This is a genomic window from Halodesulfovibrio marinisediminis DSM 17456, assembly GCF_900129975.1.
GTDB classification, from domain to species: Bacteria; Desulfobacterota; Desulfovibrionia; order Desulfovibrionales; family Desulfovibrionaceae; genus Halodesulfovibrio; species Halodesulfovibrio marinisediminis.
Genome location: NZ_FSRG01000005.1, coordinates 586,411 through 611,713 on the forward strand (window position 1 = coordinate 586,411; position 25,303 = coordinate 611,713).

Annotated in this window: 22 protein-coding genes; 9 read left to right on the forward strand and 13 right to left on the reverse strand. The window is 44.6% G+C overall.

All coding sequences use genetic code 11. The features are described 5' to 3' along the window. Window positions 1–2: 2 nt before the first annotated feature. The 8 genes from BUR09_RS10530 to BUR09_RS10565 form a co-directional block, all read right to left on the reverse strand. Window positions 3–695: an FtsX-like permease family protein gene (locus tag BUR09_RS10530; RefSeq protein ID WP_074216890.1), complete on the reverse strand. Its 693-nt coding sequence runs from the start codon at window positions 693–695 to the stop codon at window positions 3–5. Window positions 696–847: 152 nt separating this feature from the next. Then, entirely contained in the window at window positions 848–1,651 is an 804-nt protein-coding gene (locus tag BUR09_RS10535) for a polysaccharide deacetylase family protein (RefSeq protein WP_074216891.1), read from the reverse strand. A gap of 111 nt (window positions 1,652–1,762) precedes the next feature. Then, a complete protein-coding gene (locus BUR09_RS10540) occupies window positions 1,763–2,944 on the reverse strand; it encodes a glycosyltransferase family protein (RefSeq protein ID WP_074216892.1) in 1,182 nt (393 codons plus the stop codon). Next, the gene (locus tag BUR09_RS10545) at window positions 2,944–3,561 is read right to left on the reverse strand and encodes a histidine phosphatase family protein (protein ID WP_074216893.1); all 618 of its coding nucleotides are present in this window, start codon (window positions 3,559–3,561) and stop codon (window positions 2,944–2,946) included. Before BUR09_RS10545 ends, BUR09_RS10540 begins: the two co-directional genes overlap by 1 nt. A gap of 25 nt (window positions 3,562–3,586) precedes the next feature. Continuing rightward, the gene (locus BUR09_RS10550; RefSeq protein WP_074216894.1) at window positions 3,587–4,699 is read right to left on the reverse strand and encodes a glycosyltransferase family 4 protein; all 1,113 of its coding nucleotides are present in this window, start codon (window positions 4,697–4,699) and stop codon (window positions 3,587–3,589) included. Then, window positions 4,696–6,060: a glycosyltransferase gene (locus BUR09_RS10555; RefSeq protein WP_074216895.1), complete on the reverse strand. Its 1,365-nt coding sequence runs from the start codon at window positions 6,058–6,060 to the stop codon at window positions 4,696–4,698. Before BUR09_RS10555 ends, BUR09_RS10550 begins: the two co-directional genes overlap by 4 nt. Beyond that, the gene (locus BUR09_RS10560; protein ID WP_074216896.1) at window positions 6,053–7,258 is read right to left on the reverse strand and encodes a glycosyltransferase family protein; all 1,206 of its coding nucleotides are present in this window, start codon (window positions 7,256–7,258) and stop codon (window positions 6,053–6,055) included. The genes BUR09_RS10555 and BUR09_RS10560 overlap by 8 nt, the downstream gene beginning before the upstream one ends. Window positions 7,259–7,384: 126 nt before the next feature. Continuing rightward, a complete protein-coding gene (locus BUR09_RS10565; protein WP_074216897.1) occupies window positions 7,385–8,545 on the reverse strand; it encodes a radical SAM protein in 1,161 nt (386 codons plus the stop codon). Window positions 8,546–8,681: 136 nt separating this feature from the next. Here BUR09_RS10565 and BUR09_RS10570 point away from each other — a divergent pair, with 136 nt between their 5' ends. The 8 genes from BUR09_RS10570 (at window position 8,682) to BUR09_RS10605 (ending at window position 16,819) form a co-directional block, all read left to right on the forward strand. Continuing rightward, the gene (locus tag BUR09_RS10570; protein ID WP_074216898.1) at window positions 8,682–8,990 is read left to right on the forward strand and encodes a hypothetical protein; all 309 of its coding nucleotides are present in this window, start codon (window positions 8,682–8,684) and stop codon (window positions 8,988–8,990) included. A gap of 296 nt (window positions 8,991–9,286) precedes the next feature. After that, on the forward strand, window positions 9,287–11,305 hold the full coding sequence (locus tag BUR09_RS10575; protein ID WP_074216899.1) for a sensor histidine kinase: 2,019 nt from the start codon (window positions 9,287–9,289) through the stop codon (window positions 11,303–11,305). A 107-nt stretch (window positions 11,306–11,412) separates the two neighbouring features. Continuing rightward, on the forward strand, window positions 11,413–11,772 hold the full coding sequence (locus BUR09_RS10580) for an ArsR/SmtB family transcription factor (RefSeq protein ID WP_074216900.1): 360 nt from the start codon (window positions 11,413–11,415) through the stop codon (window positions 11,770–11,772). Window positions 11,773–12,058: 286 nt separating this feature from the next. Then, window positions 12,059–12,781 (forward strand): FadR/GntR family transcriptional regulator, encoded by a 723-nt coding sequence (locus tag BUR09_RS10585; protein WP_074216901.1) that lies wholly within the window; start codon window positions 12,059–12,061, stop codon window positions 12,779–12,781. Between the two features lie 42 nt (window positions 12,782–12,823). Next, the gene (locus tag BUR09_RS10590; RefSeq protein WP_074216902.1) at window positions 12,824–13,621 is read left to right on the forward strand and encodes a sulfite exporter TauE/SafE family protein; all 798 of its coding nucleotides are present in this window, start codon (window positions 12,824–12,826) and stop codon (window positions 13,619–13,621) included. Between the two features lie 269 nt (window positions 13,622–13,890). Continuing rightward, complete coding sequence (locus tag BUR09_RS10595) at window positions 13,891–15,120, forward strand: ABC transporter substrate-binding protein (RefSeq protein ID WP_245796730.1); 1,230 nt, start codon at window positions 13,891–13,893, stop codon at window positions 15,118–15,120. Continuing rightward, window positions 15,104–16,177, forward strand: coding sequence for a nucleoside hydrolase (locus tag BUR09_RS10600; RefSeq protein WP_074216904.1), 1,074 nt, complete (start codon window positions 15,104–15,106; stop codon window positions 16,175–16,177). Before BUR09_RS10595 ends, BUR09_RS10600 begins: the two co-directional genes overlap by 17 nt. Window positions 16,178–16,543: 366 nt before the next feature. Continuing rightward, window positions 16,544–16,819, forward strand: a complete 276-nt coding sequence (locus BUR09_RS10605; RefSeq protein ID WP_074216905.1) for a hypothetical protein — start codon at window positions 16,544–16,546, stop codon at window positions 16,817–16,819. Window positions 16,820–17,006: 187 nt separating this feature from the next. On the opposite strand, the gene BUR09_RS10610 is transcribed toward BUR09_RS10605, so the two are convergent. Further along, window positions 17,007–17,324 carry a TusE/DsrC/DsvC family sulfur relay protein gene (locus tag BUR09_RS10610; protein WP_074216906.1) on the reverse strand — a complete coding sequence of 106 codons (318 nt, stop codon included), beginning with the start codon at window positions 17,322–17,324 and terminating at the stop codon, window positions 17,007–17,009. Window positions 17,325–17,877: 553 nt separating this feature from the next. Then, a complete protein-coding gene (locus tag BUR09_RS10615; protein ID WP_074216907.1) occupies window positions 17,878–18,555 on the reverse strand; it encodes a CBS and ACT domain-containing protein in 678 nt (225 codons plus the stop codon). A 223-nt stretch (window positions 18,556–18,778) separates the two neighbouring features. Between BUR09_RS10615 and larC the strand changes: the two genes are divergently transcribed. Next, window positions 18,779–19,942 carry a nickel pincer cofactor biosynthesis protein LarC gene (larC, locus tag BUR09_RS10620; RefSeq protein WP_074216908.1) on the forward strand — a complete coding sequence of 388 codons (1,164 nt, stop codon included), beginning with the start codon at window positions 18,779–18,781 and terminating at the stop codon, window positions 19,940–19,942. Between the two features lie 432 nt (window positions 19,943–20,374). Here larC and BUR09_RS10630 read toward each other — a convergent pair whose 3' ends face one another. The 3 genes from BUR09_RS10630 to BUR09_RS10640 all read right to left on the reverse strand — a co-directional run bounded on the left by BUR09_RS10630 (window position 20,375) and on the right by BUR09_RS10640 (window position 25,223). After that, window positions 20,375–20,866 (reverse strand): MarR family winged helix-turn-helix transcriptional regulator, encoded by a 492-nt coding sequence (locus tag BUR09_RS10630; protein ID WP_074216910.1) that lies wholly within the window; start codon window positions 20,864–20,866, stop codon window positions 20,375–20,377. A 77-nt stretch (window positions 20,867–20,943) separates the two neighbouring features. Next, window positions 20,944–24,057: an efflux RND transporter permease subunit gene (locus tag BUR09_RS10635; protein ID WP_074216911.1), complete on the reverse strand. Its 3,114-nt coding sequence runs from the start codon at window positions 24,055–24,057 to the stop codon at window positions 20,944–20,946. Beyond that, window positions 24,057–25,223 carry an efflux RND transporter periplasmic adaptor subunit gene (locus tag BUR09_RS10640; protein WP_074216912.1) on the reverse strand — a complete coding sequence of 389 codons (1,167 nt, stop codon included), beginning with the start codon at window positions 25,221–25,223 and terminating at the stop codon, window positions 24,057–24,059. The genes BUR09_RS10635 and BUR09_RS10640 overlap by 1 nt, the downstream gene beginning before the upstream one ends. Between the last annotated feature and the right edge of the window lie 80 nt (window positions 25,224–25,303).

Consider the following 25,303-nt stretch of genomic DNA (forward strand, 5'->3'; position numbering starts at 1 on the left):
TCCTAATGTTGCGCATTGAGTGCTTTTACTGGGTCCATACGTGCTGCAAGGATAGCTGGATACAAGACGCCGATGATGCTCAGGGTAAAACCCGTGGCTGTGGCAATAAGAAAAGAGATAAACACATCGACCAATGATACAAGAATTAATGATGCTACACCGAAGTTGACCAGGCCATTAAGGAACGCAAAGGCAATGCCTGCCGCTGCGCCGATGGCTGCTCCGATAATGCCGAGAATTGCTGCTTCGATAAGAAATAATCTCAGGATAATGGAATCAAGGGCACCGAGGCATTTAAATATGCCGATAATGCGGAAGCGCTCGGTGACGGACATAAGCTGTGCATTAACGATGCCTACAGTGCAGACAAGAAGGGATAGTATGACAATCCAGCGTTCTTTTGGGCCGGTTGTTACCGTGCCGAGTGTCGTGTCTACATCGAATCCCATTTCTGAAAGGAGTGACGCAAACTGGGTGCCGCCAAACTGGACAAGGCCGGTTGCGATATTCAAGTTAGTTAGAATAAATGCCAGAAATGCAACAGCAAGAATAAGGCTGCTCATAGTGATGAGCGAGCGGGTGAATCGATTCCGTAAACTTTGAACCGCAAAATCGAACGATTTGCTCCACGGAAAGCCGATACGCTGGCTGTCACCATGGGCAAAAAAATCGGTGTGTGTTGTTTTTTCCGGCATAGATGTTCCTATGGTACGCAGCGTACTATAGTATGTCAGTCTGCTGGGGAGCGGCTTCCTTCTTCATGGCGTTATGCAGCGAAGGTAACATGCTCTGACCGCATACTATACAGCGCTGGTCTATGTTCGAGCAAAATCATGAGTAATCGCCATCATAGCATATAGGCATATATGGGAACAGGTTGTACGGGGTAGCTTTGCAAGATTATCAGAAGTCGTTTCAAAAAGTCTTCGGCAGCTTTGTTCATTCTGTCGTGATGGAGCATGACCCCACATCGACCGGAGGCAATGCCTGCGCTTAGTTCTGATAGCAGGCCGTTCCAGGCGCTTTCTGCTGTCAGTTCATTACGAGTATGGAGATCTACATTAACTGGAATGTCCGGCAGGATGTTTTGATGTGGGGCAGATGTTGTCCGCGAGATAGCTTTGCAGCCTATTTCTTTTAAAGTTTGTATGTTGGAATATGAAATTCTGTTCCATGGTGGTGTGAAGAGCGGATAGAAAGTATCACCTAACAAGGAAGCTAGCGTCTCAAAGCCTTTCTGAAGCTCCTCAGCACATTCGTCATAAGGTCTGTCGGTGCTAAATTCGCATTTGCGGCCTTGTTTGACGTGATTCACGTGCGACCACCCGTGTTGATGCCAGCACCATAAGTGGTTTTTTTCAGGTGCGATTGAAAGTAGAGCATCAACGTGAGACTTAGTACTCCATGCAGGCACAGTGGCAAGTGCCAGCGGCGTGTCGTGCTCTGCAAAGATTTGAAGCATTGTTCGGCAAGGTGTTGATGGAATGGCAATGTCGTCCGCACGGAAAAAGATTGTCGGCATTTCTCCCATGGGGCGTCCGTATTTTATATAGGTATCAATGCCTGCTTGAATACTTTGTGCAAGCCTTGCCTGAATATTGGAAGGAACTGCGTGCCATAGAGCGGAAATGTATGGTCGTTGTTTTGCCATAGGTCACTGCCTCCAATTATCTAAAAATAAAAATTAATATTCTGCCGTATTCTTCCTTTGAAGCTTGAGCCTTATGATGTTTGTAGATCTATTTCTTATTGGTTCAGCTTATTATAGGTTTTCTAAGATTCGGACAGACTCTGCCGCTCCTTGCAGATCAACTTGATGTTGCGGTGGGGGAGCCGGGTGGTTGAGGTACTGGTTGAGCATGGAGCTAAGGTTGTCAGGAATCATATCATCCTGCTCAAGAATTTTTAGTGCTCCAAGCTGTTCCAGGTTTGTTGAGCGCATCCTTTGTTCACGGTTTTGATCAAAAGGATGGACGAGGCCGAATGTGTTCACTGCCAGCAGGTTCATGGTGGTGTTGTACCCAGCCATGCTTAAGGAGAGGTCTGCTGCGCTGAGATAGCTGATAAAATCGGGGATGAAGTCCGTGACTGTAATATGCGGATGAGGTGCACAACTTTCTCGAATACGTTTTTGGACTTCGGGCTGCATGAAAGGCCCTGTTGAGATCAGTAATGCGTGCGGCGTGGATGTATTAAGCTGAATTGAGGCTGCAGCAAGATTTTCTATAATTTCTGGATGGACAGAACCGCTGCCGATGCTACCGAGTATAAAAGGCATATCGGAGGCGATAGACAGTGACTTGCGTACGGCTTCAGGATTGATGTCATGCGGTAGCGGGGTGATATAGCCTGTGTTGAAGACAGGAATTTTGATTTCGTTAATACGCGGGAAGGTTGCTTCCAGTGTGATTACCTCTGGATCTGTGTGCACAAGGACAGCATCGAAGTACGTGTTAAGAATGTTCAAAACCCGCTCTTCAAATTTTTTCTGATTTGTTTTTTCAACAAGAATATCACGCACACTACACACAATCTGCATGTTGGGAAAAGCGTGTTGTTTGGCAAGCTCAAGCACGGGCATAAGTTCAAAGCTGAATTGTTTGCGCCCGAAAGGGAAAAGTTCAACAAGAAAAATGTCAGGCTGCAACTTCTTGATTGTTTCAATAAGAATTGCGGTGCGTTGTTTTTTTATACTTTCAAGCTCTTGCTCTGTGAGTACTTGTTTGTTCCCTTTGGTATCTTTACGGATAAACGTACCGAACTCTTCATCCATCGAGAGGGAAGGCAACTCAACAACCTGCACATGATCAGGGTAAGATATGGATACAGGGGTGCCGCCTGTAATGAGCGTAACATCATGTCCCGCAAGGGCCTTGTCTATTTCAAGACTGCGGAAAAAATGCCCCATGCCCAGTACATGCTGACAGTAGTGGACAACACGCATTACAGCACCTCGTTAAGAGCAATCACCGAAAACTGTGTTGTTTCAGGTGGTATTGTTTCAGCAGAGATACGATGAAGAGTATACTTTTTGATAAGTTTTCCTTCTTCAGGGAGAAATTTTTTTTGCAGCAGGTGGTTAGCAACAGTCGAAATATTCCCCTGATGGGTTACGACTAGAATGTTTTCTCCTTCCCAACGGCGGGTTGCTTCATGCAATGCCTCAAGGGTCCTGCTAAGTACTTCTTTTCTGCTTTCACCGTTCGGAGGGGTGAAGTCCCAGCCCGCTGCTTCCTGACGATCAACTTCTTCAGAGTCGATCTCACGCAGGCGACTGATAGAATCACCTGTCCATATGCCCCAGTCCTGTTCCCGCAGGCGCGAATCAAGTTCAACCGGAACATGCAGGTATCTGTTTAAGGCAAGTGCGGTGAGGTGGGCGCGTGAAAGATCACTGGTAACAATTCGTGTCCAAGAGTGTCTTTTGATTGAGGAAGCCCAGCTGTTGATATGTTCAAAACTATCTTCTTGAAGCGGAACATCATACTGCCCCTGAATTCGTTTAATGGCATTCCATGCTGTGGGGGCGTGACGCAGGAGACCTATCTGTGTTTGTTTCATGATAATCTCTTGTGCAGGCGTTGGCTTATGTTTTTACAAGGGCGCGAAGCTGTGCGTCCAACTCTCTATAATTTTTTTCTATGTTGTGATGAGTTTCAACGTAGCTGGTTGCAGCTGATCCCATTTTTTTTCGAAGTCTTGATGATGCCGCCAGAGAACCTATGGCCTGTGCAAATGCGGTATCATTATATGACGGGGTGATAATTCCCGTTTTTCCGTTATGCACTACCTGTGGGGCACCATCATGATCCCATGCAACAACTGGCAGTCCACAGCTTTGTGCTTCTAAATATACCATGCCAAGTCCTTCGTTTATTCCAGGGAAGGCAAAGATGTCGCAACTGGAATAAATTTGAGGTAGGTTCTCAGGGGGAATTAAGCCTAAGAACTGATGCTTGTTTGGTAATAATTTCTGTGCTTTTTTTTCTAAATGAGAACGCATGACGCCTTTTCCGGCAATCACAAGTTTAATGTCGTGTCCTTGTTCTAAGAGGCTGTGACAAGCTGTGATGACGTGTTCCACGCCTTTTGATTTTGTACCTTCTCTCAGCATGGCTACTGTTAAGATAACAATGCTGTTTGTTGCTTTCCATGCAGCGCGATACTCTGCACGTTTTGTTTCATCCCGTTTGAACTTTTTAGTTTGGATTCCGGGAGGAATGAACGTGATACGGCTGGGGGGGACAATCATTTTTAGTCCATCTATGTCACGAAGTTTGTTTGTAAAAAGATGCGTTGCCTTTTGAAGAGCCCTTTTGTTGAGGTAGTATCCGGGTTTTGTCTCCCAGCTTTTTTTCCGTTTAGCAGCGTACGAAGGCGCAAACACGGTGTAGGGAATGCCTTCTTTTGCAGCCAACGAACCGAGAATGTCTGGCGCCTTGTAGTAGGAGTGGTAGGTAAACCATACATCTGGTCTTCTGTTTTTTTGTAATTTTTTTTTAATATGATGAATGGTTGTGAATGCTTCACCCCATTTCCGAGGCTTTTTCCAAAGATATTGGGTTGTTAGTTGTGGAACTATCCACACGTCGTGTCCTTGCGTCCGGAAAAAGGTCGCTAAATTGTCTGCAATGGTCACATCACCGGATATGCGAGAATGTGTTAGTGGTTTAAACGGAGTGCAAAACGCTATTCTCATGATGACGACCATTCTAATTCTGACAGGGGGTCTATTTCTTCTCTTACAACACCATTCTTTTCAAAAATGTGTCCAAGTTGAATAATAAGTTGTCTGTTGTTGAATACTCTATGCACCTTACGTTCAGCTTCGGTAATAATGGTCTGCCGAAGTGCTTCGTTTGTGAGCAGCTGTTCTGTGGCATCAGCAAGGGCTTCCGCGTCATCACATGGAGCGAGCAGCCCTGATTTGTTGTGTTCTACAAGCTCTGGGATTCCAGATACGCGAGTTGCCACAACAGGAACGCCCATTGCCATTGCTTCAGCAAGGACATTAGGAATGCCATCTCTGTCGCCATCTTGAGCTGTCGTGCATCCAAGCAGGAATAGATCGGCCTTGCGGTAATGGTTTAACACTTCTTCATGTGTCAATGTGCCTGTGAATTCTACAAATTCTGTAAGCCCGTATTGGTAAATGAGGCCTTCTAACTTCTCCTGTAGCGGACCTTCACCAATAAGTGTGTACCGGAAAGGAATGTCTCGTAATAAGAGAAGGCGTAGGCTTTCTAGGATGGTATCCAGCCCTTTTTTTTCTACCAACCGTGCCACTGTGAGAATGGAGTATGGAGGATCGGCTGTAAGGCTGCCTTGCTGCGTGGAGAATAGAGAGAGGTCTATTCCATGGTAGATTGTGTGCACAGGGCAGTAGCCCGGTTGAGGAGTTCGAACCGGAGAGCCGTCTTTAATAGGAGCCAATGCATAAAGAGGAGGAGCCTTAGGGGATGGGAATGTGCGTGCAATGGTTTCCAGTGCAAGTTTATTGTATTTGGTACAGGTTACTGCAAAAAGCGCATGTTGCATTTTCTGGGCAACGCGTTCCGGTTTTTGGGTGTAGATATCTTTTGCGTGGGCAGTAAAACTGAACGGAATATTAGTAAGCTTGGCTGCATACATGGCTACGGATGTCGGTGTATGCACAAAGTGGCTGTGAAGGTGGGTAATGTTGAATGGCTCCACAGCGTTGGCAACGACGCATGCCTGCATGAAGTGTTTTATCCATGTATGTACCTTTGGGGTTTCCTTAAAGCGGGAGAGAAAGAATCTGAACGTCTTCCAGAAGGTACGGGTGTGTAGCAGGGCACATAAAATTGTGTTCCATAGCAGACGTGGAAAACCTAGAGAAATATGTTCAGGAAGATAGGTAACCTTTGCATTGATGGATTTTACGGACTTATGTGAGAAATTTTCACGTGGTTTTCTCATTGAGAAAATATGAATAGCAAAGCCTTGCTCTTCCAGCAGTTTTATTTCGTTTGAAATAAATGTTTCTGAGATACGGGGGTATCCTTTCAGGATCATACCGAGTGTGGGAGTATTATGCATCGATAGAGTCTCCTTTGAACGCGGATAATCGGGAGCGAATGATATCAAGTCCAGTCATGGAGAAGGCGTTAATGCTTTGTTCATATTGTGAAGTGTCTTCCAGCATGGTGGTTACTTTTTCTCGCAGTGAAGATGTGGTGAGGCAATCCCACTTAATATAGTCTGCCAGTTTGGCGGACTGTAATACGCGTGCACGGATGAGTTGTTCCAGCCGCGGGCTTTCACGCGGAATGATAAGTGATGTTTTTTTAAGTGATAAAATTTCACAGATTGTATTGTACCCGCCCATGCTGACAATGAGATCTGCTGCAGCCATGATTTTTTCTAGTCGCTTATGGAACGTGGCGAAAATAACCCCAGCTTTTTTGGCTCGTTTTGCGAGAGAATCTTGTAGGTCCTGCGGGACAAAGGGACCTGAAACCATATAGGTTTTAAATGGAAGGTCAGGAGTTTCTTCTACCATGGATAGGTAGGTATCCAGCATGTGGTAGCCGTCGCCTCCTCCACCTGCCGTAACAACAACCAGCTTGGTGGAGTCATCGCTTCCATTTCCATTTCCATTCAGAAGTTGTTTAAGCGTGACTTTTCTGTTGGGTGTCTGGCGGGGAATGTACCCTGTGAAAATACATTTATTGCTGATAGATACCGGAAGACCGTACTCAACGATGGGATTGTAAAAATCTTCCTGACCGTAAATCCAAATCTCAGAATACAGATTGTCCAGTACATTGAAGTAGTTTTTTTCATTCCATTCTGCACGTGTGGAGGCAGAATCATCGAGAATATCGCGCAGTCCCAGTACTACTTTGGTATTGGGGCGTGAGGTTCTAAACCATTGAAGCACGGGAAGTACCTCACCTTTGAGCCCTACAGGGACCTTGTCCACTATGAACAGATCAGGATCAAACGATTTTGCGGTAGCAGTAATGATTTCCTGACGGATATCCAATGCCTTTTGCGGATTTACTTTAATGGAGTGCGGTACGTAGACCGTGTTGCTTTGTTTAATCATTCCCGGAATGCGTACGAAATCGACACCGGAAGGAATGGGAAAGCGACCGGCTATAGGGGAACCTGTCAGAATAAGAATGTTAACCCCAGGAGCACTTAAGTGTCGTGCAATAGCCATTGTTCGTCGAATATGCCCAAGTCCGTAGGTATCATGTGAGTACATGAGGATGTTGTATGTAGAACTCATGAGTATTTACTGCACCTTGGTAAGAATTTCACAGTCGCATGCGCAAGTATTTAAGTGTGTGAATCATTACGGGGAAAAATAGTATTATAGTTTTTGTAATGCGTTGTGTTGAATTGTTATTTCCCCTCATTCAGTGCTTTGCTCAGGTGTTACAGAGTACTCGTAATTTACGACGCTGGGGCGCACAATTTCACTGATTTCAGGATGGATAGATAACTGTTTGTCTCCTTCAAGGGTGTTTTTCACGATTTCAAGATTTTGTTTAAATAGTGGGACTTGTGGGTGGAAGTTATGCGCTTGTTCAAAAAGTCGTTTTGCATGCGCATAGTTTTTGTTCTCGTATGCAAAGACTCCAATGTTATTTAGCGCACTGGAATGTTCGCTGTCATAGAGGAGAGTTTGGCGGAATGCGTTGGCTGCATTTTTTTCTGCGCCTGTGAGGAATAAACGCATTCCCTCAATAAACCAGCCTTCAGCTGGATTGAGTTTTACGTAGTTAATTCCCTGACATGGACATCTGTTGACGTTGCATGGGGTAGCGCAGGCATAAAGATTAACGTTTTCATGAATGTTACCAAGAACGGTTCTGTCTCCAGGACAGCGGAAGATGGTTCCGTCTGGTTCCATGCGTATAAATGTTTGCCCGCTCTTGCAGTCAACACCGCGGAAGTTGAAAACCATCTTGGTTCCTGCCGTCGGATGGTCGGCGAAGATGTTTTTGATTTCAGACGAGTAATTTTGCGGATATTTTAAATTATTGTAGATGCCTTTGAATGGACGCGGGGTAATGGGAATGCCGTTGTCTTTAAAGAATGCAACGTCTTTTGGGTATCGGGCTTCCATTGTGGGATGCAATACGTAGTTAACTTTAATAGTGAACCCTGCATCTGCAAGCGTATGGTAATTGTCAATAAAATTTTGAACTGCATTTCTTTTTTCTCGTTCTTCAATATGTAATGATGCATAAATATCATTAACTCGTGAAGGAGATATTTTTTCTGCAAATGCTTTAATTTCTTTTGATAAACTGAGGTTGGTATCAACACCTATGAAGTGTTTTTTTGTAAGTTGCTCACAAAGAGAAACAAAATTCGGATAAATAAAAGGTTCTCCACCGGTCATGCCAACTAACCAGACGTCATCATTTTTGTTAAGGAAGTTTAATAGTGATTCAAAAGTGATAGGATTTGTTATTTTTTCATTTTTATGCGGGAAATAACAGTATGAGCATTGAAAATTACAATTCCTTGTCATGTTCCATATCATTGATTTGTTGTAATTTAACATGGTTAAAGTTCCTTGATGTGGTTTGCAAATAATGAGGTGAAGTGGTAATGAACCTCTGCTTTTTTTCTAGAAAAATTTTTATTTGTAATACGTCAGATTGCTTCTGATGCGAGCGTGTCGCAGGAGATATGGTATAATGGATTTACGGGTTTTAGCAGAATTAAAAGAGTACCTTACGGTAAAACAACATACGCCGGGAAGATTGAAGGTTAAAGTTGATTTAGCCATTCGTAATCACCCTAAGCTGCCGCAATTGCAGAACGCAGCTAAAAGTGGAAGTTCTGCTATCAAAAAGACAAACCTGAACATATTTACGCAAACGCTAACTGTTGACTATGATGTCAACATGCTTCCGTTTGAATCGTTACAGGAATTGCTTTCCTGTGATGATCCTGACCGTATTGCTTCATTAGCTACAGAACTTATGGAGAGCGTGAGCGTGTAGAGGTGGTATAAAACACTACTGCTTATGATTCCCTTTTCTTTTAGGGAAACTTGATATGTTTTCTAAAGCAGATAACACCCTGCAGAGAGTACTCTCTGTAGGGTGTTTTTGTTATTATAAGTATGAATAATAGTGAGTTACCGATTGTGAGAGGCTTTGCGATGGTGCTTTGTTTAATTATAAAAGAAATAATTATGGAGAACTATTTTAGAAAGTAGCGCAACGTGTTGCAATTAACCAAATTTTTCGTATGAGTATAAGTAGCTAAAGTATTTATATCAGTATGGGAGAATTGCATGGCAGGTGTTTCAGAAAAAAATGGGCGAGTGAGACATGGTCTTGACGAGCAGCCGTCTGCTAATGACTTTGAAACATTGGTTGCGGAGCATGTTTGCGATGCTGAAGCCGCCTATTGTTCGGCGGGGCGCCCCTCTGCGCAGGCAGTTCTTCCATACAATTTGTTGCTCAAGGTTCTTGATACAGGACCAATAGCAGTTGCATTGTTTTCAGAAGATTGTTCTCCCCTGTACTGGAATGAGTGCTTTGAGGACAATTTTGGTACACTGGAAGGGGCCGGAGCTGAAAAGCTGAGGCAGAAATCAACCAGTTTGTGGCGTTGTGTTGGAGAAAGCCTTTTTACAGTAAGAGGGTCTCAGGAGGAAATACGCGGAGAGTGCTGTAAGTTAAGTGAGCACGGTACGTATATTTGGTTTGAGACTCGAACACAGGTCGTGCAAGCTGATGAGGCTCGGCGTATATATTTTTTCGTGGCTACAGATATAACCCATCAGAAGACTGCCCAGATTAGTCTGAAGCAAACACGTGACGAGCTTGAAGAACGAGTAAAAGAGCGTACGACTGTTCTTGCTAGACTAAACAACATGCTCGAAGAGCAGGTTGAGCGAAGCAGGCTGCAGCAACAGGCTCTTGTTGAAAGTGAAGAGCGTTTCCGAAATATTTTTCTTAATAAGCACGGCATACGTTTTATCTGGGATTCGGTGACATTTGAAATTGAAGAAATAAATATCGGGGCGGCAGAGTTTTACGGATATGAACAGGATGATATGGTTGGACAGTCGTTACAAGATATTACGGGGATGTCTGTTGCGGCTATTGAAGACAGAATCGAAGAAGTTAAACGCTCTGGACATGTTTCTTTTACTGCTCTGCATCGTCAGTCAAATGGTGAGATGAAATATGTAGAAGTTCACTTTGCCGGGGTTAAAAATAAAGGGCGCAGGCTTATTTACGCCTTCATTATTGATATTAGTGAACGAATTGAAGCTGAGCGTAAGGTTCATGAGCATCAAAATAACTTAAAGGCGTTAATGAACTCAATGAGCGACTGCGCTCTGCTAGTTGATACGCAGGGGCAGGTTATTACGATGAACCACGCAGCTGAATTGGAATTTCATTCTGTAGGGCAGCCTGCCGACAGTGTGAATGTGTTTGCGAGATTGGACAAGCAGGTTGTGAATGTATGGCGTAGCGCATTTGAAGCTGTTTTGCTTATGGGAGTTGCTGAACACATTGAGACGGACGTGAATCGGTGCTGGAATGTGTCTTTTTATCCTGTATTTACAGAGAGTCTGGATATCAGTGCCGTTGCGATCTATGCAGAAGATATTACTTTTGAAAAACGCACGGCAGAGCAGATGAAGCTGCTTTCCAAGCGTGTTCTTTCTGCACAGGAAGATGAGCGTAAGCGGATTGGCAGGGAGTTGCATGACAGCACCGCACAGACAATTTCCGGCATTAAGTATTTGTTGGAAAGTGAAGTTGCGCGCATGGAGCGTGGAGCGGAAGTGGCTCCTGAAAAACTGAGTAAAATGATAGAGTTGTTACAAGGAGCAATTGTAGAACTGCGGCACATCATTATGGCATTGCGTCCAACAATTCTTGATGATTTGGGACTCATTGCAGCATTACGTTGGTTGCTCAATGAGATATCGATAATGCATCCTGCCTTTATGTTTTCCAGCACGTTTGATCTTTCGGAACACGTTTTCAGTGAATTGCAGAAGACCGTCCTTTTTCGTGTCGCTCAAGAAGCACTTTCCAATGCAGCAAAGCATAGCCGAGGAAGTAATATATCGCTTCATATCAAGCAGGAAGGTCATAGTTGTGTGTTGTATATTCAGGATGACGGCGAGGGCTTTTCTGTAGAGAACTGTTCAAGAGCCGGTGTTGGGCTTGGCAGTATGCGTGAACGCGTTGAACTTGCAAATGGTACACTGGATATTTTATCGCTTGAGGGGCAGGGGACATTGGTTCGGGTGGCTGTCCCTCTAGGCGCTGTTAATGTGACTGACTAGCTCTGTTTTTTTTGAATCTGCCGAAATAGACTTTCTAGATATACTGCAGTATCGTTACCGATAAGCAGAATTACTCTGTTGGTATATTAACTTTGCAGGAGGAGCGGGTGGCAGAAATTACACCTGTTTGCCAGATAACATGTGTTCATGATGAAGCAGTGGCAGAAGTACGAAAGGCCATGCTCTCTGCTGAACATATGAGCAGTCTTTCAGAATTATTCAAGATTTTAGGCGATGGAACTCGTGTGCGTATTCTTAATGCATTGTCGCATCATGAACTGTGCGTATGTGATCTTGTGACGATTATCGGAATGAGTCAGCCGGCTGTTTCACACCAGCTACGATTGTTACGGGCAGCAAAGCTTGTCCGGTATAGGAAAGTTGGAAAAAACGTATATTATTCCCTTGCTGATGATCATGTGACTGTACTTCTTTCTACAGCTCTCGAACATATTCTTGAAGGGTAATGTTCTCCCCAGTCAACACTGACATACTAAAAAAATGGCCAAGCTCCAGCAGCGCATTGCGCAGGTAGAGCTTGGCTTTTTTGTGGTGTAGTATCTTTATGTCAACAAAAAGTAGCATTATATCAATGTACTACTTGCATGAGATACACATGGAGCTGGATGTGCGTGGTCTTTTGGGTTTACAGATAATTTTGCACTTGCTATCAAGTCGATATTGGTCTGACCAATATGTGTAGCTCTGGTAAACCGACCATGGTAGAGTGAGTTACATATGTAAGGAGTACGTATGCCGTCGTCTGGAAAAGAAACAAACAGTCAGAGTGCTAAGCAGCGTCGGGTGCATGAAAGCATAGCCGAACAGTTGCGAGATCTCATTACCCGTGGAGAATTTCCTGCGGGTAAACGTCTTCCGTCAGAACGTAAGCTTGCAGAAATTTTTTCGGTATCCCGCCATGGAGTGCGTGAGGCATTGCGTAAGCTGGAAGAGCAGGGGCTTGTTTTTTCACGACAAGGGGATGGAACCTATGTGCGCAAAATAGAAGAAGCACAGGGGAGAAAACCCGTTTCTGCGGCACTGGATAGAAATAAGTGTCGTTACGTCGAAGTGCTCGAATTACGAAAGGTTATTGAGCCGCAGATAGCTGCTATTGCGGCACAGTATATTACAGAAGAAGAGCTGCAGGAGTTGCGGCGTATTCTGGATGAACAAATTGAAGAAATCAGTCAGGGGCGTAATGGCTCCGAAGCAGACTGTGCATTTCATAAGTTAATTGCTGCTGGAACCAGAAACAGCGTTATGCTGGAAATGGTGACGCGTATTCACGATATTGTAGCGCAAAGTTTAGAATTTACCTTGGAGAACAGTCATCGCAGACACTGGGCTATTGAGACGCACGAACGTATCTTACGCGCGCTTGAAAATAGAGATCCTGAGACGGCGCGCAAGGAGATGTATGAACACATAGCGTATGTTGAGTCGCTGGCGCTTTCCGAATTGGAAGGGGAATAGCAATCCGCCCCTTATTTGTTGTAATGAGAATGGAGAATTTCTATGATTTCAGTGGTGCTTTTGTATCTGGCTGTTGGGGCATTTGCAGGTGTGCTGGCAGGGCTGCTGGGTATCGGCGGCGGTTTGGTTATTGTTCCGTTGTTGGTGTTTAGTTATACATTGCAGGGAATTCCACCTGAAGTGTTGATGCATCTGGCGCTGGGTACTTCCCTTGCTTCGATTATGTTCACCTCAGTGGCAAGTTTTAGAGCGCATAATAAGCGTGGTGCAGTTCGGTGGGATGTATTTCGTCTGATTACACCGGGCATTATTATCGGTAGCTTGCTTGGGGCAGAAGTTGCTTCACGTATGTCTTCCGGATTTTTGAAAGGCCTTTTTGTTTGCTTTCTCTATTACGTGGGTTCACAGATGCTGCTTGGCATCAAACCTAAATCCAGCCGTGAGCTTCCGGGAACAGTGGGTATTACCGGTGTTGGCGGTGTAATCGGTATGGTGTCCAGTATCGTTGGTATCGGCGGTGGTACTATGTCTGTTCCGTTCCTTTCTTTCTGTAATGTACCGATGCATGTCGCTATTGGGACTGCTTCTGCTATCGGGTTCCCAATCGCTGTTGCCTCAACTATTGGATATGTGGCTACAGGGCTTTCTGATCCGATAACTCCGGCGTATTCTTTTGGATATGTGTATATTCCGGCTTTGCTCGGAATTATTAGTGCTAGTTGGTTTACAGCTCCCCTCGGAGCGAAACTGGCGCACTCCTTACCTGTCGTAAAGCTTAAGAAAATTTTTGCGATATTGTTGTTTGTCGTGGCAACTAAAATGCTATTGAGTTTGTTTTAACTGATACAAATCAGCATAATCTATTGAGGCACTCTATTCATGTTAGAATGAGTGCCTTTTTTTATGCGTAGTGGTAAGTGGGGATGCAGGTTGATGGTTGGTATCTTAGGATATTCTTCGCGTATGTGAAATTACGTCCCTGATTTCCGGGAAATTTGAGCATACAGTTTTGTGATAGCGGGTATGGAAATGACGCTGTTGTGCTCGACGTAATTTGAAAAATGTGAACTCAGTCATTTGTCTCTGGCATTCAACAGTACGAGGTGGATGTGAAACAGGTTATCCGTTTATTGGTTATAGGGGCAGCATGTTTATTGCTTCTGTTGGTAACTGGTTGTGGTTCTGAAGAAAAGCAGCAGGGTGTGAAAGACAGTAGCTGGGAAGAGCATGTGGCACTCGCAAAGGGTTCGACTGTGCGTTTTTATATGTACGGCGGCATGAATAATGTGAACGATTGGATTGATAATGTGGTTACGCCTGCTGTTAAGGAACAGTACGGGGTTACCATTGAGCGAGTGCCAATGAGTGCACCTGTCTTCATGAACAAAATGCTTGCTGAAAAGAGTGCCGGAAAAGCAAAAGGCAGCATTGATCTGCTTTGGATTAATGGGGAAAATTTTAAAAATGCACGAAAAACAGATTTGCTTGAAGGACCTGTGACGCAGCTTTTACCTAACTTTAAAGCGTATGTGAATCCTGATGAAGCCTCCACAGATTTTGGATATCCTGTTGAAGGGTATGAGGCTCCATATGGTCGCGCTCAATTTGTTTTTGAGTACGACAGCGTCCGTACACCGAAACCACCAATATCCTTTGCAGCTCTAAAAGAGTGGGTAAAAGAGAATCCGGGACGATTTACCTACCCGTCTCCACCGGATTTCACAGGCTCTGCATTTATTCGTCAGGCCTTCTATGCTGTAACAGGTGGGCATACGCAGTATTTAGGTGGATTTGATCAAGCGCTGTATGATGCGAATGCACCAAAGCTTTGGGCCTACTTGAATGAAATCGCTCCATATCTGTGGCAGGAGGGAAGAGCATACCCTAAGGATCCTGCATTTCAGGCTACGCTGTTTTCACGTGGTGAAATTGACATGATGATGGCATATCACCCGACCCATGCACAAAACCGTATTTTAGATGGAACCTACCCAGAAAGTGTGCGTACTTTTGTTATGAATGAAGGTTCTATTTACAATACGCACTTTACAGCAATTCCCAAAAATGCCTCCAATAAGTCCGGTGCACTGGTTGTAATGAACTATCTGATTTCTCCTGAGGCACAACTTTCCAAATTTTCACCAAAAGTGTGGGGGGATTTTCCTGTTTTGGATATGAATAAGCTACCTACAGATACGGCAGCACAGTTTGCTGCGGTTAACCTTGGCGTAGCAACATTGAAACCTGCTGAGTTGAACGCCGTAGCCGTTCCTGAAATTCCTTCTGAGTGGTTGGAGGTATTGGAAAAAGGCTGGGAAAAGCATGTCCTTAAAAAATAGTAAATCTATTCCGATTGTTGTTGATACAGACAACGCATTTGGTATGCCTGTACGTGATTTGGATGACGGCATAGCGCTGATTGTAAGTCTTGTTTCTGAGCAAATAGACGTAAAGGCAATAGTTGCTTCTGCCTGTAATTGCAGGGCATACGAGGCAGCACGGAATACGTTGTATCTACTCAAACAATTCGGAATGACACATATTCCAGTAGGATTAGGGGCGGAAACCCCCCTTTCTGGTGATAGGGGGCTGCATCATCAATTCTTGGATGCAAAAGCTGCCGGAACAGGAGCAACTTATTGGGATACTGCTCCGGTGATACCCGATGTTGATGTTTCCGGTCTTCCATCTGGTGTAGATGTGTTGATTGATGTTGTTCAGAAAAATCCACATGAGGTTGTGGTTGTTGCGCTGGGAAGTTTTACAAATCTTGCTCTTGCACTTCGGAAAGCACCTGATATCGCACCGTTGATTAAGGAAGTAGTGCATATGGGAGGCACGTTTGAGCCTCGGGAGGGGGAACTTGCCTTTGAATGGGATACCGCCGATATCCCTCCAGAAGTGTGGGAAACAACCCTTAGGTTTAATACTTGGTACGATAAACAGGCAACAGCAGAGGTGTTGCAGGCTGGAATTCCGGTACGATTTATCTCTGCTAATGTAACAAGTCACGTGTACTTACGGGATACTCATTTGCAAGAAATGAGGTCTGTCGCAAGAGGGGCATTAGGAGAGTATCTTATTCGGAGTATTGAGCCATGGCTGAAGTGGAGTATTGCCGAACGAAAGCTTGTCGGTGCGCATATGCATGATCCGTTGGCAATGTTCGCCCTGTTGAACACGTCAGTATGTACATACCGATGTATGAATGCAGACATACCAAGCTTTCTAGCAGGATACGAACTTTTTCCACAAGAGGCTCGAAGTCTGTGTAAAAGTGCTGATTATGCAACCATGTTGAAGGTCAAGGTAGCTGTCAACGTAGACACCGCGTGGGCTGAGAAGAGTCTGTGTGATTTTTTATGTCGAGCCGTGTCATTAGAATCTAATGTTTAAAGAAATAATTGGTTTTTTAAGGCGTTACTTGCTACTTTTAGTTCAATTAGTACGATGAGCATGGTTATAGTTGCCCCTATTTTTTAAGCTTGAAAATCCCCTGTATCATTAAAATACTTGGATTTGTTCCTAACTTTACACTGGTTGTGGAAAAAAATATACTTGTTGCAAAATGACCTGCGGTCTAGTGTGCATTTCAAGCGAAAAGGAAAAGCATTTACAGGCTAAAAAGTCCTGTAAAATTAATAGGCTAGATTGTATTCTCTGCGGATGTTTTAGGCGGCATCTTGAAAGTTCAACTTTTTTATCTGGTTAAAGAGTTTTGGACTGATTCAGAGAATGGAATATGTAAGCAGGAGGGTCACCGTGCTCAAAAACACAATGGATAATATGATCTTAAAACTTGGGAAAGAGTTTTCAGAATTTTCCGGAACGCTGCGTTCTGTTAAGAAAAATGACTGCGGCGATTTCGTAGTCTCTCCCGAGATAATGCGTGATATAGTGGGACACGTAGAGAACCTGTTTGGAACAATGCGTGAAACACAAGAGTCTGTGCAATTAGCTCTGGAAAACGAGTTGTTGCAAGAAGAGAGGAAATGGATTGATTTGCTTGATAACGCAGATATGACTACCGAGCATTAAGCTATTTTCATATCAAGCTGTTAGGCGATTTAGTTGTGGCATGTGTCCCCTTGGTGCAAAAGCATTGAGGGGACGTGTGTTTTTGTAGGGTAGAATGCTTTTGCGTCTCATATGGTGTTTATCGGGCAAAAGAAAAGCGGGAGAATAAATCTCCCGCTTTACATGCTCAAACTGTAAGATCAGCTGACTATACGCAGCCGGTAGGCTTAGGAAGACCAGCCATCTTACATGCTCCCTTACCAGGACCGGAAGGGAAGAGTTCGTATACCTGCTTCAGTTTGAAGCCGGTGTTTTTGGAAAGGATACGCACCATAGGAGCGATACCGTTCTTTTTGTAGTAGTCCTGAAGGAAGTCGAGGATTTTCTGATGATCTTCAGTAATCTCGGTGATACCTTCGGATTCTTTTACATACTCAACCCACTCAGGGCACCATTCTTCGAACTTAAGCAGGAAGCCGTCTTCGTCAACTTCGAAAGATTTACCTTCATAAGTAATTTCAGCCATTTTGTCCTCCTTGGACATGGTCTATAAGCGTTATATTTAGCTCAGACATATGCCGGGTTGCAGCAACAGCTGACAACCTGATGTAAAGCAGTGATCCACTGCTTGTCTCCATCCAGATTTGCTCTATAAAGCAAACACTGACTTGTTAAAGCCGTGATAGTCATTTTGTCAATGGGCAAGCCAACAAAATTCGATTTTTCTTGTTGTCTTACGAGGCAAGAAAAATCGAAAAACAAGTGCTATCACCGGCGCTAAGATGCCATAGTGTACAAAAAAACACAAGCGTCCTTAACTGTAGATATTGTTACGGATAATAACATGTTACCGTAGCCTGCTGAAAAAAAGAATTGCCAACAGAAGTGCTAGTCCAGAGTGGCTTAGGTGTGAATTATAAAACCGGTTGCATGGTTGCAACTGGGCGGTAGTAGTGTTGATATATTATCGGGGAAAGGTACGGATATCAAGGGTAGCGAGTAATCACTTTTATTGGGTAGCTAGAAAAAGAAAGCGGCTCAGGTGAGCCGCTTTGTCGGATTACAGAATAGGTGATGTACTATTGTTGTGGGTGAACGTTGTCGCGTGCCCAGAAGATCACATTGAATTTACTTTTTAGCTCTTCGATGATCTGGTTCTCTTTAGTACGTTCCATTGGCATAATGCGGATATGCACATCACGTGTGCCTTTTCCTTCTTCTTCCTCCATGGAAGAGAGGATGGAAACAATACGGGCTTTATGCTCACGCATTATGTTGAGAATAGGGCGCAATGTGCCTGCTTCGTTAGGCAAGCGAATGCCGAATTGAACGCCACCGTGGCGAACACCGGTAATTGTGATGAGAACATTGAAAATGTCGCTAACGGTAATAATACCAACCAGCTTGCCGTCATCATCTACTACAGGAAGACCACCAAAGTCTTTTTCAATCATTAGCATGGCAGCATTTTCAACAGTGTTGGTAGGGCTAGTAACAACAGGGTCAACTGTCATGATATCTTTAACTTTGATTTCTGAGAGCAGGTAGTAGAGCTCGTGAACATCAAGCGTTGTAGCTTTGGAAGGGGACGCTTCCTTAATATCTCGATCTGAGACAATCCCAACTACACGTCCCTCGTGATCCACAACTGGAACACGGCTAATGTCTTTTGCTTTTAAAGCCTTGGAGGCCTTCATCATTGATGTATCGGGCGAGACAGTAATTACATCTTTTGCCATCCAGTCGCGAATCAGCATGATTTTTCCTCCTGAAATACACTCATACTTTTGTTCATTTATAGTATACTTGTTTTATATATAAGCATTTATTTTATGGGTGAACAAGCGAAAATTACTCTGCCAAAGCGACTGTACTTTGCACCTTTGTTGGCTTAGTAGATATTAGATCAGATTAGTATGTTATACTGTATGTTACGGTTTATGGTGTTTGTAATCTCTCTGCGATGGAAGGAAATAGAGAATGAAAGCGTTGTATCTGGATTGTAGATACGGACTTGGCGGCGATATGTTTTTGGCTGCCATGCATGAACTTGGTGTTGATTTGTCGCAATTGCAGCGGATTTTCATTGAAGCGGGGATTTACTTATCAATAACTCCCACAAGTACATTACGCCAATCAATCGTTGGAACAACTCTTTCTGTAGAATGGCCGGACGGACAGCCTCTTCGTCACTTGCCTGAAATTCTGGCTATAATAGAAAGGCTTGCTGTTTCTTCTGAAGTGAAAAAGCGTTCAATTTATGCATTTAATCGTCTTGCAGAAGCAGAGGCTGCCGTACATGGCAAGACCGTGCAGGAAGTGCATTTTCATGAAGTGGGGGCGATAGATACTCTTGTGGATGTTGTTGGTGCTTTCTGGGCAGTAGAGCAGTTTGGTATTACTAATATTGCCGCGTCGAAACTTCCGTGGTTTTCCGGAACAGTTGAGTCTGAACATGGGACGTTGCCGCTTCCCGCTCCGGCAGTACTTGAGCTTCTCAAAGGAAAGCCTGTGTTCGCAACTGAGCATGAACAAGAGTTGATAACGCCTACAGGGGCGCTCCTTATAGACCAGCTCGTAACAGATTTTACTTCTGGTCCCGAGGGAGTGCTTTTGAATACAGGTACAGGCTACGGACATCGAGAATCCGGTGGGGGGATCCGCATCAGCCTGCTAGAACAAGAGCAAAGCTCCTCTTTCGACCAAGCGGTAAGTGTAGATGAAATCTATGTTCTAGAAAGTCACATAGACCATCTCACAGGCGAAGAACTTGGTCGATGTTTTGACATATTTATGGATGCTGGAGCTCTCGACGTGTTTTTCACGGCTGGGGTTATGAAAAAGAATCGTCCCGCAGGTAGCCTTAAAGTGCTTTGTAAGCCGGAAGACCTTGCGCAAATTGAGCAGTTGTTTTTTGCTCATACCCACACGCTTGGAATCCGCAGACAGAAGACAGAGCGTGTACTGTTGCCGCGCAAGGAAGAACGTACAGAGACTCCCTTTGGCGAAATGGAAGGAAAAAGTTACACCATTGACGGTATGACAATTTCTAAGCCTGAATATGAAGAACTTCTTAAGTTCTCTAAAAAAACTGGACGTAGTCTGCCAGAACTTCGGTACATGCTGTTTGACAAGAAAAAGTAACTAGTAATCCTATAGCAGCTTTTTCACGATGTACGATATTGCTCCAGCTAGCTGGTAGGAAATTAGATTCATTGTCGTGAGTTGTATTCTGGGGTTTTCGAAAACAGTTTCAGGTTGAGAAAAGATGACCTGCTTTCTTTGTATAGCTTTTGTCAGATGAGGATAGTTTATTTCTAAACTTCTCACGCGGTTTCTTTCGCTACTTAAATATAGAAAAAGACCATATCGGTTTCCGGAATAAATGAGGGCATGATGCCAAGAAAAATATTCACGGGAGACCGGTATGTTTTTTTTAGTAACTATACCCCAAATCAAGGGGTGTCTCCTTTTCAGGGCAAGGGTTGTTATCTCAGTCCGCCAGAGGGAAAGATGCAGGTAAATTAGCTAATTAAGCAATGAAGTTTTTAATTTGCTAGCTTCTTTATAAGACAATCAATCAAGATCGATCTTTTTATCAAGTTTAGTTAACAGCTGTTCCCTGATAGTGAGCAGTACTCTGTGACAGGTTGCAAGGTCTTCTTCTGGTATATCTTGAATGAGCTCTTGTTTGATGCCAATGGCAGTTTCCATCATAGAGTCCAGCAAGTCATCGTTTTTTTCGCACAACTCAACAAGTTTTATTCGCCGGTCTTTTTTTGATTGTTTGCGGCGAATCAATCCGTCATTTTCCAGCCTGTCTAACATACGTACAAGAGTAGGTCCCTCAATACCTATATGTTCGGCGAGGACTTTTTGAGAAACAGGTTCTCCAAGCTTGTCTAATGTATAAAGTACAATCCATCGGGCATTGCTGACGCCCAGGTGCATTAATCGTTGATCAATCAGTTGCCGCCACTCTCTTGAAACTTCAGAGATTGTTAGCCCAAGTTTTTTACCGCCTTCTCTCGGGGCGTTATGTATTTTGGCTCGTAATGGAGATGACATAGAAAATTCCTGTTACAAAAAAATAGAGCTGAAAGCGTATGGATACACGCAATCAGCTCTATTCTCAATCAGGTTGATTACTTATTATCTTTTTTTAATGCCTTCTCAGTAAACGCAATAATGGCGCGATAGAACGAAGGTATAAAAAGAGTTGCAATAAATGTGGAGGCAAGCATACCGCCAATAATGCCAGTGCCGATGGAGTGACGGCTGGCTGCACCAGCACCGGAGCTGATAGCCAAAGGTACAACGCCAAGGATAAAGGCAAGGGATGTCATAACAATTGGGCGGAAGCGAAGTTTTGCAGCTTCTACAGCGGCATCATAGGCGCTCATACCTTCTTTGTGGAGCATAGATGCAAACTCAACAATGAGAATTGCGTTCTTTGAGGAAAGACCCACAAGAGTAACAAGCGCAATCTGGAAGTACACGTCGTTTGCCAGCCCTCGGCTGAAGTTCGCAAGGATTGCACCAAAGAGTGCAAACGGAACTGCCATAATAACAGCCAGAGGGAGGCTCCACTTTTCATATTGTGCAGCCAAAATAAGAAATACCATTACCAGACCGAGTACGAATACCTGAACGGAGGTTCCGCCAGTTGTTTTTTCCTGATACGCGGAACCAGTCCACGCAAGAGTGTACTCAGCAGGCAGGGTTTCCTTAACAATTTCTTCCATGGCTTGCAGTGCCTGACTGGAACTGTAACCGGGGGCCGGACCACCAAGGATTTTTGCGGCAGGGAATACGTTAAAACGTTCCACAACCTCAGGGCCAGTAACTTGTTTTACTGTAACTAGCGCTGTCAGTGGAATCATTTTTCCGTTGTTAGAACGCACATACACGTTACTGATATCTTCAGGAGTACGGCGGTAGTCAGATTCAGACTGAATTAGTACTTTAAAGGTACGTCCAAGCTTGTTGAAGTCGTTGATATAATAAGCACCGAATGTTGCCTGCATTGTTTCAAACACACGGCTTACAGGTACGCCCATAGACTTGGCTTTTTCTCTGTCCAGCCTGATATCCAGTTGCGGAGCGTTAACGCTGAAGTTGGAGGTTACGTTGGCAAGTTCCGGACGGCTAGCTGCTGCCTTAACAACCAGTTGTGCTTTTTCCGCAAGATCACGCACACCTGCACCACTTCGGCTTTGCAGGAATGCTTCAAAACCGCCGGTGTTACTCATTCCGGAGATAGGTGGCATGTTGAAGGCCAGTACAAAAGCGTCCACAATGGAGTAGGTGTCGCGGAAGATTCCTTTTACAATATTAAAGGAAGAGTTTTCCTCACTACGTTTTTTCCAGTCATCAAGTGTGATAAAGGTCGTAGACATATTGGACTTCATACTGCCGGAGAATAGATCAAGGCCGGCAAGCGAAATAGTACCTCTTACCCCTTCTGTACTCAGAACACGCCCGACAAGATCATCTGTAATGGCATCGGTTCGTGACAGGGATGAGCCATCAGGCAGCATGGCCATGGCAATAAGGGTACCTTTGTCTTCGTTTGGTACAAGCTGCCCTGGAACTTTCTGGAAAACATTCCATGTAATGCCGATAACCACACAAAAAAGTGCTATGGTGATACTTGAACGTTTCAGCAGTACCCGTACGCCGTCAGTATATCTTGCTGTAATACTGTCAAAGAATCGGTTGAACCAGCGGAATGGCGCCAGAGGTTGGCTGTGATCTTCTTTAAGCATCAGTGCGCAGAGCGCAGGAGTAAGGGTAAGCGCTACGATGCCGGAAATAGTAACAGATACAGCAATAGTAACCGCAAATTGTTTATACATTTCACCGGCGAGTCCACCCATAAATGCAACAGGTACAAATACTGCGCACAATACCAGAACAATAGCAACTACAGGTCCGGTAACCTCGTGCATAGCTTTGATCGTGGCTTCTTTTGGCGGCAGCTTTTCAGTGCTCATTATGCGCTCTACGTTCTCCAGTACAACAATAGCGTCGTCAACTACGATACCGATTGCTAGTACCAGACCGAAGAGTGTCAGTGTGTTAATGGAGAAGCCAAGTAGATACATACCTGCAAAAGTACCAATAATAGATACTGGTACAGCCAGACATGGAATAAGTGTGGCCCTCCAGTTCTGCAGGAACAAGTAGATAATAGCAAATACCAGCACGAATGCTTCGATGAGTGTTTTTACAACCTCGTCTACAGAAATACGTACGAACGTGGTTGTATCGTACGGAATGGAATATTCAATTCCATCAGGAAAACGCTGAGATAGTTCTGCCATTTTATTGGAAACAATTTCAGCTGTTTCAAGGGCATTAGCCCCCGGGGAAAGGTAAATGCCGAGTGCAACTGATGGCTTACCGTTGTTTTTTGCACGCAGTGAATATGTTTGTGCACCAAGTTCCAGACGGGCTACGTCCTTAAGGCGGAGTATTGTACCGTCGGGGTTGGCGCGCAGAATAATTTCTCCGAACTCTTCAGGATTAGTCATACGTCCCTGTGTCGTAACAGTATAGCTTAACTCTACAGGGGAAGAGAGCGGGTCTTTACCGATAGCGCCAGCTGCGAACTGGGCGTTCTGCTCGCGCACTGCGGAGGCAATATCGGAAGGTGTGAGTCCAAGCTGTGCGAGGCGGTCAGGACGAATCCATATACGAATGGAATAATCCTGAGCACCGAACACTACAGCGTCACCTACACCGGGCAGACGTTTTAAGTCGTCTATAATATTAACAAGGGCGTAGTTACTGATGTACACCGTGTCGTAAAGTCCGTCCGGAGAGAAAACACTGAGTACCTGCAGCATGTTAGAAGATTTTTTACTTACGGTAACACCTTGACGGCGTACTTCTTCAGGCAGAGAGGTAAGTGCAGCCTGTACTCTGTTGTTTACGTTAATAGTGTTCTGGTCAGGGTCGGTACCTACCGCAAAGGTAACAGACAAGGTCAGCGAACCGTCACCGGCACTGACTGAACGCATGTACAGCATGTCTTGTACACCGTTTACCTGCTGTTCAAGCGGGGCCGCAACGGTTTGTGCAATAACCTCCGCACTGGCACCTGGATAGCTCGCACTGACTTCGACTTCTGGGGGAACAATGTCCGGAAATTCAGCGATAGGCAGCGCCTTCATCGCCAGAAAGCCCGCAAGTACGATAAGCACAGAAAGTACCGTAGCAAAAACGGGACGGTTAACAAAAAAACGTGCGAACATTACGCGTCCCCTTGAGCGGCTGCTTTAGCTGAAACCGGATTTACAGCTGATCCTGGACGAACTTTAATTATGCCTTGAGAAACAATTCGTTCGCCGCCTTGCAAGCCTTCTTTAATAATAAAGTCACTACCCACTGTTTCGCCAAGCTTTACAGGACGAGGAGAAGCTACGTTGTCTTTATCAAGTACATATACGAGTGGTGTGTTACTGGTAAACAGCACTGCGCTTTGTGGTACGGTGATAGCTTTATTGAGAATGGCTCCTTCAATAATTACACGCACAAATTCCCCTGGAAGCAGCAGCCCGTTTTTGTTTTCAAACTGCCCACGCATACGGATTGTGCCAGTTTTAGGGTCTACCATTTTGTCTGCAAAGTTAATTTTACCTGTTTCACCTAAGCGGGTGTTGTCAGTCAGCTGCAGTTGCAGGGTATAGCCTTCTTCTGCAAGTCGGGCACTACCATTGTCCATCATTCGGCGCATAGACAGAGCTTCTGTACCCGGAACGGAAAAGTTGACATACAAAGGGTTAAGCACTGTGATTGTGGTGAGTAGGCTGCCGGATTCATCAAGAGTGATAAGGCTGCCCTCAGAGCGTGTTTCTTTACTGGTGATGCCGGAAATAGGAGCCGTAACCTCAGTGTAACTAAGGTTGATTTTTGCCTCGCGAACACGTGCTTTCGCTGCCTCTACGCTTGCAAGGGCGCTTTCAAATGCAGCAACGGCGTCGTCGTATTCTTGTTCGCTGACTACTTTTGCATCACGAAGGGAAGCAATACGGTTACGCTCAAGTTTAGCGTTTTGAAGTTTTGCTTCAAGTTTTGCCAGGTCACCTTTTTCTTGATCGAACGCAGCCTGAGCTGGTTTTGGGTCAATTTTAAAAAGTACGTCGCCTTCTTCAACCCAACTACCTTCAATGTAGGTACGCTCCAGTAAGATACCGCCAGTACGGGCACGTACCTGTACCTCACGGGAGCCGGCTGTTTGTCCAACATACTCACGGGTGAGCGGGATATCTTTTTTAGCAACAATACTTGTCGCAACCATTGGCGGCGGAGGTGTCTTTGCAGCCTGAGATGCAGATGTTTCGTTGCTGCATCCACTCATCAACAAAGTCAGAGATAGAAGTGCGTATATTATCAGTAGTAAGAAGTTTCTATTTGTCATTCGAGAATGCCCTCCCAATAGGTATATATAATCGTTAGCACGCTAATTAATAGGCAGGTAGCCAATATCAGTATAATTAG